The 15,822-nt window shown below is 67.6% G+C and carries 15 protein-coding genes and 3 pseudogenes; 7 read left to right on the top strand and 11 right to left on the bottom strand.

Annotation, left to right across the window (positions count from 1 at the left end; translation table 11 throughout):
* Window positions 1–204 precede the first annotated feature (204 nt).
* From ACH442_RS47245 to ACH442_RS47230, 4 genes and pseudogenes are all read right to left on the bottom strand, one after another.
* Window positions 205–1,266 (bottom strand): annotated as a pseudogene (locus ACH442_RS47245) (IS701 family transposase); the annotation flags it as partial.
* Between the two features lie 1,312 nt (window positions 1,267–2,578).
* Complete coding sequence (locus tag ACH442_RS47240) at window positions 2,579–3,130, bottom strand: hypothetical protein (protein ID WP_396344774.1); 552 nt, start codon at window positions 3,128–3,130, stop codon at window positions 2,579–2,581.
* Between the two features lie 27 nt (window positions 3,131–3,157).
* Window positions 3,158–3,340 (bottom strand): hypothetical protein, encoded by a 183-nt coding sequence (locus tag ACH442_RS47235; RefSeq protein WP_396344773.1) that lies wholly within the window; start codon window positions 3,338–3,340, stop codon window positions 3,158–3,160.
* 416 nt (window positions 3,341–3,756) lie between these two features.
* The gene (locus ACH442_RS47230) at window positions 3,757–5,409 is read right to left on the bottom strand and encodes a pentapeptide repeat-containing protein (protein ID WP_396344772.1); all 1,653 of its coding nucleotides are present in this window, start codon (window positions 5,407–5,409) and stop codon (window positions 3,757–3,759) included.
* Window positions 5,410–5,726: 317 nt separating this feature from the next.
* On the opposite strand from ACH442_RS47230, the gene ACH442_RS47225 reads away from it, so the two are divergent.
* Window positions 5,727–6,479: a LuxR C-terminal-related transcriptional regulator gene (locus ACH442_RS47225; protein ID WP_396344771.1), complete on the top strand. Its 753-nt coding sequence runs from the start codon at window positions 5,727–5,729 to the stop codon at window positions 6,477–6,479.
* Here ACH442_RS47225 and ACH442_RS47220 read toward each other — a convergent pair.
* On the bottom strand, window positions 6,424–7,074 hold the full coding sequence (locus ACH442_RS47220) for a LuxR C-terminal-related transcriptional regulator (RefSeq protein ID WP_396344770.1): 651 nt from the start codon (window positions 7,072–7,074) through the stop codon (window positions 6,424–6,426). The genes ACH442_RS47225 and ACH442_RS47220 overlap by 56 nt on opposite strands.
* Window positions 7,075–7,184: 110 nt before the next feature.
* Here ACH442_RS47220 and ACH442_RS47215 point away from each other — a divergent pair, with 110 nt between their 5' ends.
* From ACH442_RS47215 to ACH442_RS47205, 3 genes are all read left to right on the top strand, one after another.
* Window positions 7,185–7,421, top strand: coding sequence for a hypothetical protein (locus ACH442_RS47215; RefSeq protein ID WP_396344769.1), 237 nt, complete (start codon window positions 7,185–7,187; stop codon window positions 7,419–7,421).
* Between the two features lie 39 nt (window positions 7,422–7,460).
* Entirely contained in the window at window positions 7,461–7,802 is a 342-nt protein-coding gene (locus tag ACH442_RS47210; RefSeq protein WP_396344768.1) for a hypothetical protein, read from the top strand.
* A 308-nt stretch (window positions 7,803–8,110) separates the two neighbouring features.
* Window positions 8,111–8,410 (top strand): hypothetical protein, encoded by a 300-nt coding sequence (locus ACH442_RS47205; protein WP_396344767.1) that lies wholly within the window; start codon window positions 8,111–8,113, stop codon window positions 8,408–8,410.
* On the opposite strand, the gene ACH442_RS47200 is transcribed toward ACH442_RS47205, so the two are convergent.
* From ACH442_RS47200 to ACH442_RS47190, 3 genes and pseudogenes are all read right to left on the bottom strand, one after another.
* Window positions 8,389–8,697 carry a hypothetical protein gene (locus ACH442_RS47200; RefSeq protein WP_396344766.1) on the bottom strand — a complete coding sequence of 103 codons (309 nt, stop codon included), beginning with the start codon at window positions 8,695–8,697 and terminating at the stop codon, window positions 8,389–8,391. The two genes, ACH442_RS47205 and ACH442_RS47200, sit on opposite strands and share 22 nt — an antisense overlap.
* Window positions 8,698–9,224: 527 nt before the next feature.
* Window positions 9,225–9,491 carry a peptidoglycan-binding protein gene (locus tag ACH442_RS47195; RefSeq protein ID WP_396344765.1) on the bottom strand — a complete coding sequence of 89 codons (267 nt, stop codon included), beginning with the start codon at window positions 9,489–9,491 and terminating at the stop codon, window positions 9,225–9,227.
* Window positions 9,492–9,552: 61 nt separating this feature from the next.
* A pseudogene (locus ACH442_RS47190) lies at window positions 9,553–10,445 on the bottom strand (IS5 family transposase).
* Window positions 10,446–11,042: 597 nt separating this feature from the next.
* Between ACH442_RS47190 and ACH442_RS47185 the strand changes: the two are divergent.
* Window positions 11,043–11,315, top strand: a complete 273-nt coding sequence (locus tag ACH442_RS47185) for a hypothetical protein (RefSeq protein WP_396344764.1) — start codon at window positions 11,043–11,045, stop codon at window positions 11,313–11,315.
* Window positions 11,316–11,398: 83 nt separating this feature from the next.
* On the top strand, window positions 11,399–12,262 hold the full coding sequence (locus tag ACH442_RS47180; RefSeq protein WP_396344763.1) for a hypothetical protein: 864 nt from the start codon (window positions 11,399–11,401) through the stop codon (window positions 12,260–12,262).
* A gap of 1,094 nt (window positions 12,263–13,356) precedes the next feature.
* Here the strand turns inward: ACH442_RS47180 and ACH442_RS47175 are convergent.
* Window positions 13,357–13,857, bottom strand: a pseudogene (locus ACH442_RS47175) (DUF4158 domain-containing protein); the annotation flags it as partial.
* A 175-nt stretch (window positions 13,858–14,032) separates the two neighbouring features.
* Between ACH442_RS47175 and ACH442_RS47170 the strand changes: the two are divergent.
* Window positions 14,033–14,221 carry a hypothetical protein gene (locus ACH442_RS47170; protein WP_396344762.1) on the top strand — a complete coding sequence of 63 codons (189 nt, stop codon included), beginning with the start codon at window positions 14,033–14,035 and terminating at the stop codon, window positions 14,219–14,221.
* 203 nt (window positions 14,222–14,424) lie between these two features.
* Here the strand turns inward: ACH442_RS47170 and ACH442_RS47165 are convergent, their stop codons facing one another.
* The gene (locus ACH442_RS47165) at window positions 14,425–14,595 is read right to left on the bottom strand and encodes a hypothetical protein (RefSeq protein WP_396344761.1); all 171 of its coding nucleotides are present in this window, start codon (window positions 14,593–14,595) and stop codon (window positions 14,425–14,427) included.
* Window positions 14,586–15,479 carry an IS5 family transposase gene (locus ACH442_RS47160; protein WP_396344760.1) on the bottom strand — a complete coding sequence of 298 codons (894 nt, stop codon included), beginning with the start codon at window positions 15,477–15,479 and terminating at the stop codon, window positions 14,586–14,588. The genes ACH442_RS47165 and ACH442_RS47160 overlap by 10 nt, the downstream gene beginning before the upstream one ends.
* Window positions 15,480–15,822: the final 343 nt, after the last annotated feature.

Here is a 15,822-nt window from a genome sequence, read left to right as displayed (position 1 = left end):
CCGCTCACGCAGCTCATCGGGGTACTTCTTCGGTGCCGCCATAGCGAGATTCTCTCCCAGGTTTGGATGTCTCCATCAAACCCGGGGCGGAACAGTTGGCCGGATCAGCAGGACGTTGATCAGCCGTCGGATCTCGTTGACGGTCAGCTCGATCATGTCGGGTTGGGCGCGGCGGTCTGGGGTGCGGGCGTCGGCGGCGCAGATCGCGAGGACGGCGAGGGCGGCCAGGGCCAGGGTGGTGAACCGGTGCCAGGACGTCCAGCGGCGGACTTGGTGCTGGTCGAGACCGACCTGGCCCTTTCCTGCCTGAAAACTCTCTTCCACGATCCAACGAACTCCCGCCACCCGCACGAGTTGGGCGAGGGTGGCCGAGCCGGGTGCCCAGCAGCGGTAAAAGGCCAGCTCACCGGTCGTACTGTTGCGGCGGATCAACAAGCTGTGCCGGCCGGCGTCGTCCGGGTCACCGTCAGCGCCGACGTCGGCGAGCCAGGCCCAGTCGTAGAACCGTGGCCCTTTCGACCCGTCGCCGGCGCTGCGCCGGGTCCACGCGGTGGCGGGCAGGTCGGCAGCCAGCCGGTCAGCGCGGCAGCGGATCTTCCCGCCGTCGATCGGCACGAGGTGGTCGCAGGAGACCGCCAGGACGTAACCGAGTCGGAGTTTGCGTAGCTCACCCCGCAGCCGGGTGTTATTGCCGTAGGCCTCGTCCGCGGCGACCCACCGAGCCGGGACCAGGGCCTTCACCGCGGCGGTGATCATGTCGTCGGCCAGCTCGGACCGGGTGGCGAAACCGACGTCGTCCGGGACACCGGCCTGCTCACACCGCTGACGGTCGTCGGTCCAGGACTTCGGCAGGTAGACCCGCCGGTCGATCAGGGCGTGACCGTGCCTGCTCGCATAAGCCAGGAACACCCCGACCTGGGCGTTCTCGGTCCGCCCCGCGGTACCGGTGTATTGACGCTGCACACCGACGGAGTGCACGCCCTTCTTCAGATCGCCGGTCTCGTCGACGACCAGGACACCGTCGTGGTCACCGAACCGGTCAGCGACGACCCTGCGCACGTCGTCACGCACCGCCTCGGCGTCCCACTTGGCCCGGTAGAGCAACCTTTGCATCGCATCCGGCCGGGCATATCCGGCTTGCTCAGCCACCTGCCAACACGTCTTGATCTCCAGGTCGGCCAGCAGGCCAGTGACGAACCCGGCCGCCGCCTGGCGGGGCTCGACCCGGCAGAACCGGCCGGCGAACGAGTCGATCACCAGGTCGATGGTTCGTCGCCACCGGACAGGCTCTACGCTGTGGCTCTCGGCCACCGCAAGGTTGAATGTTGTGTCCACAACGCACAGACGATCATGCGGTGGCCGTCCTCATTCCCACGGGATCCGAGGTCACCTCACGAACGGCGGCTGCCGTACTAGAAGCCGATCAGCCGATCCTCCCTGGATGATCCGGCTACCGGCGCGCCAAGCCGCACGGACAGGCAAAAACGTCACGGTGGCCCTGGTGACACTTTCCGTACGCATGGACCCGGCTTCACTCATGAGGGTGGTCGGAGCTGCTCGCGACGCTGGTGGTCAGGTACCGGTCTCCAGCGCGGCCAGCTGGGCCGCCGGCGCCTGGCGCGAGCTCACCGCGGCGAATGCGTGACCTCAGCACGGCCGCGATCTGCTGGAAGGCGTAGCCGTCCGTGGGCTGGTCACTCATGAACGCCGATGGTACGGATCCACCGCCCGCCCGTTGGCTAGGCGCGCTCCACCTACAGACCAGTCAGGCAAGAGACCAACTTCCTAACTCTCTTCCTAACTTCCTAACAGTGCCCGTGAGCTGTCATTTAGCAATCTTCATGATCCGTCCATCGCGCGAGACAGCCGGTCGAGTACGACCCACGATCTACCGCCACCTGGCCAAGCTGCCGACCCAGACACCCATCCCGTAAGCGGGACCGCCAGCGGCCCGGCTGGCCCGCGCCTCGTGCAGACGGGTACGGGTCAAATGACGGGTAGTGCACACGACTTCGGAACGGCCGAATGTCCGAAGTCGTGTGCACTCGGGGCCTTCTACCAGCGGTCGCCGTGCAGTCGACTTCAGAAACTGACAGCCGACCTGGGAAGACGGCGAAGCACCGCCCGAGCCGTGGGGACCGTTCCACAACCATGGAAGTGGAACGGCAGAACCGACACATAGCGCACGCCTACGATCGCGACTGCTGGGCGGGCGTTCATTCAAGAGGAGGCGATGACGGCCTCCTCGAGGGCCTGCGTCACCGCGGTCTCGGTGAACTGCGCCGGCCCAAGGTCATCGACGACGACTCGTTCACCTTCGCCTTCGCGCTCAAGACCAAGGGCGTTCCCGTTCCCGAGATCGCCAAGAAGCTCACCGTCAAGACCGGGAAGAACGCCAGCTGCTCCCCCCTCGGTGGCCTCGTTCTACCGGGCGTTCGCCGAAGCCGAGCAGGCCGCTGCGGAGCCGACGACGGCGCCCGCCGAGCAGCTGACCCCGGGGAGTTGGACGCCCAGCGGCCCCCGCCGTCAGGTACGGCAAGGGGCCGCCAGGTATAACCGGAGTGCGGACTATCCGCCGTTATGACGCCCAGAGCGGTAGGGCGTGCGGGGCGGCCCGGACGATGGCGTCGCCGTCGAGCGTGATGGCGGTCGGGGCGATGCCCATGCCGCGCCATTCGACGACAAACTCGAACGGGCCCGGCGGCGGGAGCGGCCACAGCCAGAGCCGCTGGTTGCTGCGGTAGACCTCATCGTCGCTGGACGAATCGGTGTCGGTCTCGACGAGCATCGGGGGCTCGGGCCGGCCGGCCAGCCGGCTCGGATTCCGGCCGGGGTGCTCCGTCGTGGTGGCGTTCGTGCCGTCCGGGAAACGAACGCCGAACGTCAAGCTCGCTGCGTCGGCAGCTGCGATCTCGGGATCAGCTCCGAGATGGCTCCCCTGCAGTCGTTCCCAATCCGAGGTGGACAGGGAGCCCCGGCGGGCGGCTAGGTGCAGCACGATCAAGCAGCCTTGGCTGAAGGCGACCACGTGCTGCACCGCTACGACCGCGCGATCGGTTCGGACGGCGAGCTGGTGAACGGGCACCGTCTGGCCCAGTACGTCCGTGGGTGGACCGTATGCGGTGTCCATATAACCTCGTTCGTCCGTCGTCGAAGATCAGACGCTGATCGAGACGTCCGGCTTGCCGGCCAGGCAGATAGTGCCGTTGTCCATCGTCGCGCCACCGGCCGCCACCCAGTCGTAGGTGAAGCCGTACTGGTTCAGATTTTTCCAGATGCGTGACGCGGCGGTGCCGGCGGTCGGTCCATCATGATTTTGGTAGGAAACGCAGGCGCTCAATCCGCCTCAGCTGTCCAGCATGGCGCAACTCGCGCCTGTCCTGGCCGGAGACCGGCTGCGACGGCGGGGCGAGGACTCCGACCTGATGCTCACCACCGCGAACCGCTACGAGCAGGAGCAGGCGATCGTGGCGACCGCCGCGGTGTTGCTCGCCGAGCTGCTGCGCGATCTGGACGCCTTCACCGACGTCCAGCTGCGCCGCGTGATGAAGGCGACGTTCGCCTGGTCGGTGTTCCTGGACGACGACGACCTGCGGGAGTTCGCCGGCGAGCTGGCCGACACCATCCGCGCGGCCGCCGATCTGGACAACCTCGCGCCGGTGACTACCGTGATCACGGCGTGGCGCAACTCCGCGGAGGTCTACGCCGCTGCTAGCACCGATCCCGTTCCACTTCCAAGGAAGTGGAAAAGCAGAATCAGCCGGAGATGCCCGGGGACGCCTCATACACCAACCGGCACCAGCCGTCGGTCGGACCTGGTCCAATCCGCCACCCTGATGGCCACGCATCCTGGCGGTGCCCACGCAGTGCAGCCCGTGCGTCAGTCATCATCAGGCGATCGCCGGTGAAGGTCGCCTCGCCGAACCGCGCGTCGCCGGAGAAGGTCGCCTCGCCGAACCCCGCGACGCCGGAGAAGGTCGCCTCGCCGAACCCCGCGACGCCGGTGAAGGTCGCCTTGTCGAACCGCGCGTCGCCGGAGAAGGCCGTCTTGTTGAACCACGCGTCGTCGGAGAAGGTCGCCTTGTTGAACCGCGCGTCGCCGGTGAAGGTCGCCTTGTCGAACCACGCGTCGCCGGAGAAGGTCGCCTCGCCGAACTCCGCGTCGCCGGAGAAGGCCGCCTCGCCGAACCCCGCGACGCTGGAGAAAGCCGCCCCGACGAACTCCGCGTCGCCGGAGAAAGCCGCCTCGCCGAACCGCGCGAGGCCGGAAAAGGTCGCCTTGCCGAACCACGCGTCGCCGTAGAAGGTCGCCTCGCCGAACCACGCGAGGCCGGAGAAGGTCGCCTTGTTGAACCGCGCGTCGCCGGAGAAGGTCGCCTTGGCGAACCACGCGTCGCCGGAGAAAGCCGCCCCGACGAACTCCGCGTCGCCGGAGAAAGCCGCCTCGCCGAACCCCGCGACGCTGGAAAAAGCCGCCCCGACGAACTCCGCGTCGCCGGAGAAAGCCGCCTCGCCGAACCACGCGTCGCCGGAGAAGGCCGCCTCGCCGAACCGCGCGTTGCCGGAGAAGGTCGCCTTGTCGAACCGCGCGTTGCCGGAGAAGGTGGCGCTGGTGAAGTCGGCGTGGCGCAGGTGGGCCCGGGGCAGTTCCCAGTCGATGAGCTGAGCTCCAGTCAGGTCAAGGTCAAGGCCGGGCCAGAACGGTTGGCTGGCGGTGGGTGTCAGAGTGCCCGCTTGCTCGCTGGTGACGTCCGCCGGCAAGGCCAGGTGCGTGGCCAGGATCCGTTGGGCGGTGAGCCTGACTTGCAGTTCTTGCCGGGGGTCGCGGCTTGCGGTCGGCCCGGCGGGTCGCAGGGGCAGTTCGGTGACCGGTCCCGCCGCCGCCGGTGTGGTGGTGGCGGGCGGGGTGTACGGCATGCGCAGGTAGGCACAGAACACGCTGACGATGGTTTGCCGCTGGGCGGGGTTGTTCTGCGCGACGCGTTCCAGGGCGTAGAGGCCGCCGAGGCGTACGGCGGCGTCGGCGGAGCCGAGTTGCTCGACAGCCTTGGTGTACAGGTCGGTCACCCGGCGCTCGGCGGCGTCGGTCTCGGTGTGCGCCTGCGCCTGCAGCGCGAGCTGGTGGTTGCGTTCGGACAAGTCATGGGCGTTCTCGGCGAGCAGTTGGCGGCGGACTGCCACGAGGAGCGCGGCGACCGCGCCGGCGGCGGCAAAGAAGCCCAGCCCGTACTTCAGCGCCTCGATCAGCAGCTTCGGCCGCTCCGTATCCGGAGCGTCGCCAGCGATCAGCAGCATCACCACCAGCGCGGTGATCCCGAGCCCGGCGACGATCACTGTGACGGTCAGGATGCCGGCGTTGGACAGCAGCCACGGCCACCGCCGCCGAGGATCGATGCGCTGAACTGTCATGCACGCATGGTCGCCGACCGGAGCTACATCGGACGGCCGCCCTTGTGCGTCGACCCGATGGCGCGCAAGAAAGGCGTGGCCCGTTCCACTTCCCGGCCCTGGAACGTCCCGGTTCCAAGGAAGTGGAACAGCAGGAATCAGCCGGAGACGCCCGGGACGCCTCATACACCAACCGGCACCAGCCGTCGGTCGGACCTGGTCCAATCCGCCACCCTGATGGCCACGCATCCTGGCGGTGCCCACGCGCGTCCGTGCCGCCGGTCGACGAGCGATAATAGACAAATGGTGCGTATCGGTCAGGTGAGTATCGTCAGGTATTGGATCTCGCCGTTGCGCTGGTGAACGGCTTACGGGTCGACAGTTACCAGACGTTGATCGCCGGTCAGCTGAACGAGTGCATGCGGGGCACCGCCACCCTGTTCATGAACGGGTTCAATCCGTCGGCGAGGACCATCGCCGGGGTTGCGTGCGCACCGAAGGAGGTTGCCTCGATTCCGTGGGCCGAGCGGGCCCGCGTCTACGGCGCCGAGCATCCCCTCGCGCACGCTTTCGCCGCGCAGCGGGACCCGAGCCCGCTGACCGTCAGCGACGTCGTCTCGACCTCCGCGTGGCGAGCGACGCAGACGTACGACTCCTGCGATCAGGACCTGGACGGCGGCACCCGGCATCTGGCCATTCCCCTGCCCACGCCGATCGGCGTCGCGACCGCTTTCATCATCTGCCGCTCCGGTCGTGACTTCAACGACCGCGAACACGACCTGGCGGCGGCCATCCAGCCGCTGGTCATCGGTGTCGGCCGCCAGCTCACCGAGATCAAGCGGCTACGCGAGTCGGTGGGCGCGCCACTCCCTGGCGCCGATTTTGGCCTGACGCCGCGCGAGCTGACCGTGCTTGCCCTGCTCGGCGACGGCCTGCCGACCGCGGCGGTCGCCCGCCGGCTGCTCATCTCGGGGCATACCGTCAACAAGCATCTGGAGAACGCCTATCGCAAGTGCGGGACGCGGGACCGGCTGGCTACGTTGCTGCTGCTACGCCGGACTGGGGTCCTGCCGCCGACCGCGCGGCGCTGACGGACAAGATGCCGAGCTTCTGGGCGAGCAACACGGTCTGTACCCGGCCGCGAGTGCCCATCTTCCGGTAGATCCGCTCCAGGTGCTTCTCGAACGTCCGTGCCGAGATCTCGAGGCGGCGGCTCGCGGCCGTAGCGGTGAGGCCGTCCGCGGTCGCGCGGAGCACGGCCATCTCCCGGGACGTCAGCATCGGCCGGCTCTCAAGGCCGACGTGGCGCTGGATGCTGCGCAGCAGCGGCAGCAGGAGCTGCGCCGTCTGCCGCTCGGCCGCGGTGAACCGTCGGCGCGGCCGGCACACGACGAGAACGCTGGTCGTGGACACCGGCAGCGCCAGGTGGTGGCCGGTGCCGGCGGCGCATAAGGTGCCGTGCCCCGTCTGGGAGTCACCGACTACTCGGCCCTCCGGAAGTACGTCGCGGTCTCCGGGCATCCAGACGCCGGTGCCGGCCGCGGCGACGCCCTCCACGTACACCCTCGCGGCAGCGTCCAAGCGCTCGGCGACGACTGTGCAGGCAGTCGCCCAGTCGGCGCCGGCGCCGACCGCTTCGAGCAGCGCGGTCGCGACGGCAAGAGCCCGGCGGTCGCTGTCCGTCATCACCAACTCCTGTACGTAATCATGCTAATAGCAGCATTAGATCATTTTTGAAATGATTTATGAGTCATCACTGCTGTCCAGCACGCGCGAGCACCCAGAGGGGGAGCACAGTGCCAAGGACCACGTTTCCTGCCGCCGGGACACGGATCGCCAGCGCCGCGCTGATCGTCACCGCGTTTTCCAGTGCGCTCGTGTCATATGCGTCGCCGGTCGCGGCGGTGGCGGGAAAGCCGCCGCCGGGCGTCTCCACTGACCCGGACGCAACCGTTCAAGCCCGCCCGCAGAAGCCGTTCCTGGTTTGCGTCTACCAAGACGGCCGGTTGCTGTACTGCGATATCTACGCCTGACCGAACCACCCCGTCGTTCGAAAGAGAAAAGAGCAGCACATGGAAACCAAACATCGCGCCGCCATGGCTGTGGCGCTCGGCGCCACCATCGCCGCCGGATTACCCGGCATCGCCCACGCCGCCCAGGGCGGGGACATCGCGCCCCGGAAGGAAGGCAACTTCGCCACCTGGTTCTGGGGCCGCACACAGGTCTGCATCAGGAATGTGGATGCCACCCGCGACGGATCCTTCACCTGGGTCTCGTCCACGAGCAACGGCTTCGGGGCACTCGAACCGCAGCAGGAAACCTGCTTCACCCGGTCCTTCGCCGGCTTTCGGATCAGCATCACCAACGCCAGCCCCGCCGCCACCCTGCATGTACGGCTACCGATCGGTCCGTGAACCAGCCCGGCTTTCGGCCTGCCGGCGAGCCAGAATATTTATCAAGGAAGGAAAATGCTATGAAAAGAGTCACCCGGAAAGCATTTTTAGGACTGATATCCGTCGCAATAATTCTAGGGGCATCGGGACCGGCTACGGCCGATTCCGGATCCATGCCCCCATCGGCCCGGGTGCACATCGGCCCGACCCTGGACGGTGGTTCTCGGTCGATCGACGAAGCCGTCCGACGCCGGGGAACCGGTGTTCCCTTCCGCAGTGTCGCCGTTACTTTGATCAACGCGACCGGCTGCGATCTGACCCGGATCGACATGTCAATCGCACACGGGATATGGACTAGCCGTCCACCAGAACTAATCGAGCCGGACAGCACCGGGAACTGGGCCACCGAGTCGAACGGCATCCTGACCGGGACGGAGGCTGCCGTCTCGTTCCGCACGAGCGACTGCGACCGCCGGGACAACCGGCGCAAGAACGTGCGCCTGCACTGGTCCAACCCGTTCATCGGCAGCGCGAACTACAGCGGCTCGGCGGATTCGCCGTTCCAGGTCAACTACAACGGCACGCCTTCGGCGAATGGCACCGTCACCTACACCGCGTCGGCGGGGTAGGTGACGGGCGCCAGCTTGCCGATCGCCGTCATCTGCGAGTTGATCAGCCCGAGTCCCTTCAAGCCGGCCCTGGCATCCAGCAGCCTGACCTGGGCCCCGACCTGATCGAAGACACGGGCACTACGGGCAACTTGATCGAGGACACGGGCGCTGCCGGCGACCTGCTCGAAGATGCGGGTGCTACGGGCGATCTGCCCGACCGCGCCGGTGTTCAGCTTGATGGTGCTGAAGACATTGGTGCGAAGACCACGAAGGCCAAGCCCGTTCCACATGCTCAAATCGGGCATGAGGTGCGAAAGGTGGGCCACGTCGCCAGCGGCGAACTCGTCGGCCTCGCCTCCGGCGACACGACGTCGAGCAGAGACTGCGCGATGTGTACCGCGAGGCCGGCATCGACTTCGTCGACTCGTCGCCAAACAAACGCGCACCCAACCAGTGCCAAGCACCTAACCCCTAGGAGAGGCCCGGCCGATTCGGCCGGGCCTCTGGCTTGCTCCAGGAGCGCGAGGCCTTCGTCAGCACGGCCCTCCGGACTGCGATCGTCGATTCAAGAACCTGAATCGAAGGAGCCCCGACATGAACGATCCGGCCCAGCTGGTCCTACTGATCTCCGTACTCCCGCCGGTGGTGACGGCCGGGCTGACCACGCTATCCAGCCTCTGGCTCCGATGGCAGACGGGGAAGTGGCCTACTCTCGGCCACTGGTGCGCGCTCGCTTCGGCCCTCCACGGCAGGTCAGGCACGGGTGAGGACTGAGGACGGGGCGCATCACGATGCGGGACTTCTTCGCCGGGTAGGGCCTGTCGCCGTCGTTTCAGCCAATCGAGATGCAGTTGGGAGAGCCGGCTTCTTGAGACCAGAGCATGCGAGATCGGGTGGCCGGTCCGTAGACGCCGTCGGCGGAAACTCCGGCCTGCCGCTGTACGTTGATCAACGCGGCTCGGGTTCCCGACCCGAAATTGCTGTCCATCGCGATGTTCTGGTTGTAGCAGTAGTTCAAAGTGCGCTGTAGGGCCCATACCCCGGACGAGACGTTTCCGACGCCCATCACGCAGTCCTTGTTACCGCTGAAGGTGGGCACGAGTTCTTTGAGGGCACCGTCTCCTAGCCGGGAGTACGTGTTGCAGTTGGGCAGCGCGGCGCTAGGTTCTGTCCCGCGGATCATGTCCGTCGGGGACCGCGCGTAGCCAGTCGAGCATCTCGACCAGGTCGAGGGTGGCCTGGTAGTTGATGCCGAGTTTGTCGAATCTGGTCGCGAGTCCGCGCCAGTGTTTGCGTCGGTTGAAGCCGCGTTCGACTTGGTTGCGGCGGCGGTAGGCGTCGGAGTCGAAGGCGGTGGGGCGGCCGCCGCGAGAGCCGCGGCGTTTCCGGTTGGCGATCTGGTCGTTGGGCTCCGGGATCGTCGCGCGGATCCGCTTACCGCGCAGGGCTTGGCGGTTCGCCCGTGACGAGTACGCCTTGTCGCCGGTGACCGATGCGGGCCGGGTGCGGGGCCGGCCGACACCGCCGGGCCGGGGCACGCGGACCTGCTCGAGCAGCGGGATCAACTGCCGGGTGTCAGCCGCCTGACCGGGCGTGATGAGCGTGGCCAAAGACCGGCCGCGTCCGTCGGCCAGGGTGTGGATTTTCGTGGTCAGCCCGCCGCGAGAACGGCCGATGCTTTCGCGTGCCTGCGTCTCGGCAACGGTCAGCCCCTTTTAGCGGCTCCGGCGGCGTGCTGGTGGGTGCGCACGATCGTGGCGTCGACCTGAGCGTCCCAGTCGATGTCGTCGTCGAGCTCGGCCAGCGCGATCACCTCGGCTTTCATTCGCCTCCAGGTGCCGTCAGCGGCCCACCGGCTGAAGCGTTGATGCGCGGTTTTCCACGGCCCGTAACGTTCGGGCAGGTCACGCCACGGCGAGCCGGTCCGTTTGACCCAGCAGATCGCGTTGATGACCTGCCGATGATCACGCCACTGCCCGCCACGGACGGGCTGCGCCGGCAACAACGGCTCCAGCACAGCCCATTCCTCGCTGCTCAGATCACCACGTGCCACACAGGTTCAACGACCGTCATCCATGATCGCTACGCATGATCCGCGGGACAGAACCTAGCCGGCGAGGCGACCAGCGCAGTTGCACCAGCGGCTGCTACGGCCATCGCGGCGATCGCGCCGAGTAGGCGTACCTTGCGTGTCACATTTACTCCCTCAGTACCCCGTAGGACATCGACAAAATTCATATTCACGAATGAGTTGCGATTGCCGAATCGGTCATTCCGGCTTACCAATTCATCGATCTACGTCATAGTCAGACCTACTGGCGGTAGCTTTGCGACTACGGTACGTACGCATTCGTTGATCGTCGTTCAGGGCCAGCCGTTTGGTTAAGGCCAGAGCTTCCCCGGCCCCGCGACCTCCAAGAACTTCGTGCTGCCGGTCGGCATGGCCAGCTGTCCGCCGGCGACGATCCGGAGCTGGACGGCCGGGACCTGGTCGCGGACCGGATCGGGGATGAGGTGCAGTGGCTGCGCCGGTGTGCAGGGTGGCTGGCGCAATTGGCCGCCGGCGACTTGCCGCCGGTGGTGAATCTGCGCCCGACCAGCGATTGGCCGCAGACGGCGAACACCGTGGTCACGGTGGATCGGGCGGGCGGTGTTGGAACGCGTCGCCGCGGACTTGGACGAGTTGGCGCGGGCGCGCCGGGTCGCCGACTTGGAGGGGGCGGCGGTGCTGCCGGATCCGTGGCGGGCCGAGGCACAGAGGATGGCACTGATCTCGATCGCCTACGAGCTCGGCGAGCTCCGCGGGAACCTGCTGAACGTCAAGGACGCCCTGGAGGATCAGGACGGCTTCGGCGTCGGCACCCACGCCCGCAACGCCAGCGACTGGCTGGAAAAGATCTCTGACCGGCTCGGCAACATGTGACCACGGTCCCGCCCGGCCCGACGGCACGGAACCACTCGGGCGTGCCCCTCGCGAGGCCGGCGGTTGTCGATACGGTGGGCGGCATGACCGAGCAGGATCCGCCGGATGCCCGGCTCTGGGCGGGCGTGACCCGGCTGGCCCGCATCGGAGAGCAGCTGCAGGTGGCTGCGGCCGAGTTGACCGAGGCAGGTGTACTCGCCGATCTGGGCGGCACCGAGGAGACCACGGTCCGGGCCGCGGCCGCCGTCGCGCAGAAAGCCGGCGACGACGTGCTGCAAGCCGTGACCGCCGTGCTGGGGGCACGCCGCAGTGCTGGCGGAAAGGACGGGCCAACGATGAGACGCGCGCTGCTCAGCGCGCCGGTGCGAGATCTGCTGATGTTCGAGCTGACAGAGCTCGGCTCACTCAAGGAGATCGGTGACGCCTTCGCCGAGGTGAGCCTGCCGGAGCCGGTGCCCGACGACAGGCGGGTCTTGAAGTCGCAGAAAGCGAAGCTGATCAGCAGATTCTTCGACGCGATCGAGTGGGAGGACCGCCAGCAGGTCGACGCGGTGCTCACCCTGCTGCAGCAGGCCCTGGCCCGGCACCGCAACCGGATCCGCCGCTTCGGTGGCCGGCTGGGTGAGCTGACGCAGGACCTGCTGTTCCGCGACCTGCAGCTCGGGCTGGCCAGCGACGGCTGGCACCTCACCGACAATCTACGGGTCACGCCCCTGGACGGGCCCGCGCCGATCGAGCTGCCCGCTCCGGAGCGCATCGCCGACCCCAAAGCGGCTTTCGAGAGCGCGGTCCACGACGCGCTGTCGGCCGCGCAGACCATCCGCGCGTTGCTCGGCGCCAGCGGCAACACCGGCGTGCTACCGACCGCGGCGACGCGGCAGCGTTACGGGATCTGGCCCGGCTACGTGAGCAGGCTGGCGACGCCGGCGCTGCCGAACGCATGTTGAAGTTCGGGTTGACCAGTACGGGGGAGATCGCGACTGAACTGGATTTCGATTCGTAGGCCGCGACGCTAGAAGAGATCGAACATGATGCGGAACAGGGACTCGACGACGTCGGCCCCACCCCCAGCCATGCCAGCGGGGTACGCCCCAGGTACGCGTCCGACACCAGCAGCAGGTCCAACTCGGCCCGGCGCCGCTCGGAGAGCAGGTGCTCGACCCTGGCCCAGGTCTCCTCCCGCGCCCTGGCTCGGGGCGTCGAGGAACCTGGCGGCGACCTTGCGGCCCTGGCGGGCGTCCAGGAGTTCCGGCAGGTCGTTGACCGCGTACAGCACCGGCGCGGCGTCCGCGGTGGCGCCGAACTCGATGACCTGGCACAGCAGCGGCACGAACCCGCGGATCGTCGATATCCGCTCCAGCAGATGCGCCCGCCACTCCCCGTCCGGATCCGCGTCCGCCGGCGGCAGGACCTCGGCGATCCCGGCGACCGCCGCGCGCAGCTCGGCGCGCGACACCTTGGTCTCGATCGCGTCCCACACCTGCTGCAGGCGGACCTGCTCGCCCCACTCGGCCGCCTCCAGCAGCACCGCGACCGCGGCCGCGCGCTTTCCCGCGAGCCGGGACACCTTCGGGTAACGGCGCAGCTTCTCCTTCTTCGACTGCCGCTCCGCCCGGCTCATCAGCTCCGTGGTCATCAGCACGTCGAACAGCTCCAGGGCATCGTCGACCGAGCGCGCCTCCAATGCCCGCACGGTGGCCAGGAGGGTGGCCAGCTTCCGCGAGTACGGATGCCGGCGCAGCGTCGGCGCCTTCGCCTCCAGCCCGTACCGGGCCAACTCCCACACCCGCCGCCGCGGCACCACCCCGACATCCAGCCCACCCAGGCCGAGCCCGGTGACCTCGCCAGCCCGTTGCAACGCCCGCACCATGCCAGTGCCCGACGTCCGCGTGACGGGCGTCCGCAGCCGCTCCAGCTGCGAGTGCCGGGAGCCGTCCGGCACGTCGAGCAGCTCTTCGAGCAGCCGGGCCTGTTCGGCCGAGACCAGCGCGGACAGCCGCTCATGCAGCCGGTCAGTGGCCTGCCCGCGGACCTGCGCCACCAGCCGAGCCAGGGTGCTCACCGCGGGCAGCAGCACCCTGCGCTCACGCAGCCAGCCGACCGCGGCGTCGAACAGCGCCTTCGGCCCGTCCCCGCTCGTCCACGCCTGGTCATCGACCCAGCGGATCAGGTCCGCTTCCGCCGCGGTGAACTCGGTGTACCCGTACTCCCGGACGATCTCTCGCTGATGCTCGAACCGGGTCGGCCGGCGCCGCAGATACTCCTTGGCCTTCGACGGATCAGCCGCACCGACCTGCCCAGCGACGTAGTCGACCGCCTCGGTCGGCACTTCAAGGGGATCGGCCAGGAACAGGCCCAGCGCCCGCACCGTGGCCACCTGCAACCCGAACCCGATCCGGTTCTCGTCACCGCGGCGCCGGGCCACCAGGTCCCGGTCGAAGTCGTCCAGGAAGAACAAGCCCTCCAGCTCCGTCGGCGTCAGCCTGTCGGGGAACCGGCCGTAGGAGGCCGCCTGCTCATCAGTGAGGAACTCAACCGGCACAGCCCGAAACGCTAGAAGAGATCGAACATGATCGAAGCCGGGCTAACGGTCACACCGACACAGTCAACTCGCGGTTGACGCCTCCCCTGGCGATCACGACGACCGACGTACCCCGAACGTGTCCAGCCGCTGACCCGGGTTCCCAAGATCATGCTTAGCGTTACTTTTCGTTCCGATGTTCCTCAAGGGCCGCTCCCGCGCCGATCACAAGGCGCTGCGCGCCGAGATCGGCGCCCTCGCCGGAGTCGGCTCGCAGTGGGTCGCCCGGCCGATCCTCGATCCGCGCTGGGGTCTGGAACGGATGATCGTGGCGCTGGCGGGCGTCGAGGCCACCGAGATCGGGCCGTTCCCCAGTCACGGCTGACGACCCGGGCCACGGCGGCTCGGTGTCCGTTTTCTCAGGCGGGCTCGGAGCGGTCAACGCGTTCAAGGCCCGACGCTTGTGTAGCTGACCCAGCACCACAAATATTTGATCTTGGCGTCCGGGTGTCGGACATGGACCAACCGCACCTCAACGAGGTGCGGCTGAGTGGTGGAGAGCCGGGACGTCGGCTTTGACGGTGAGGATCAGGCCGTTCGGGCTGGCGAGTCGTCGAGACCGAGCGGTTCGAGGTCGTCCTCTTCGTCGTCGTCTTGGTCCGGGTCGGGGTCGTCGTAGAGGTCCGGGAAGCGGAGCGGGTCGGGGCCCTCTTCCCAATCGAGGTCGTCCGTGTCGGGCCAACCGGAGGTCAGAGCCACTCGCAGATGATGGTGATGGTCAGGACCGCTTGGTAGCGGACGGCCAGTTTGTCGTATCGAGTGGCAACGCCACGGTGGCGTTTAAGGCGGTTGATGCCGCACTCGACGGCGTGGCGTTGCCGGTATAGGACCGGATCGAACGCGGGTGGCCGGCCGCCGCGGGAGCCTTTGGCTCTGCGGTGGGCGTCCTGGTCGCTCTTGCTCGGGATACAGGCTCGGATACCGCGTTTGCGCAGGTAGACCCGGTTGTCTTTCGAGGTATAGGCCTTGTCGGCAAGGACCACGTCCGGGCGGGTCCGGGGCCGGCCGCCGCCCGGTCTGCCGACCCGGATCTTGCGCAGGACCGGGATGAACTGCGGGCTGTCCCCACGTTGTCCAGCGGTCACGATGAACGCCATCACCTTCTGACCCTGCTCGCAGGCCAGATGCGTCTTGGTCGTCAACCCACCTCGCGACCGACCCAGACCGTGATCATCGGGTTCGGTGTGCACGCCACCGGGCGGCTCTTTCTGCAGGTGACCGTTACGGCGGGCGCCGGCGGCGTGTTGGTGGGCGCGGCTGGTCATCGAGTCGAGGCTCAAATCCCAGCAGATCCGCCCGTGCGCGTCAGCGTGAGCCTGCAACGCGGCCAGGACGATGTCCCAGACACCGGTGCGCTGCCAGCGGCGGAACAGGCCGTAGACGGTGGGCCACGGCGGATAGACAGCCGGGATGTCTCGCCAGGGTGTGCCGTTACGGATCCGCCAGCGGATCCCATCGATGAGCTGCCGTTTCGTCCATTTCGGCGGTCGCCCGTTCCCCGAGTCCGCAGGCAGCAGCGGAGCAAGCCGCTGCCACTGCGCGTCGGTGAGGTCGTGCCGCGTCGTCACCGCTAAGGTGGCCACGAGGTCTCCGGTATGAAGTTCTAGCTTGGTCGCTGAACCACTTACCGGAGACCTCTTCAGTTATCGATCACCGCCACGCCGTGACCCTCACCCGGCAACCCAACTTCTAAAACACGCCCTAGTTGTGATATCCGGGGACGTTGGTCGAGGAAGTGTGACCACTCGATCTGAGGATTGTTGATCCATCTCGCGAACAGGTGAAGGCCTCCAGCAGTGCAGTGGAGCTGCTAAGACAGCACCGCACCAAAACTTGGAGGCCTTCATGTCCCACGCTAACGCCGCGTTGACTCCGCGGGCGCGATTGCGGCTGGCGCGTCTGATCGTGGAGGACGGCTGGTCACCC

The organism is Actinoplanes sp. NPDC020271 (genome assembly GCF_044388125.1).
In the GTDB taxonomy this organism is placed as follows: domain Bacteria; phylum Actinomycetota; class Actinomycetes; order Mycobacteriales; family Micromonosporaceae; genus Actinoplanes.
The sequence above is the reverse complement of the archived record's forward strand: the minus strand, read 5'-3'. Positions and strand labels throughout refer to the sequence as shown.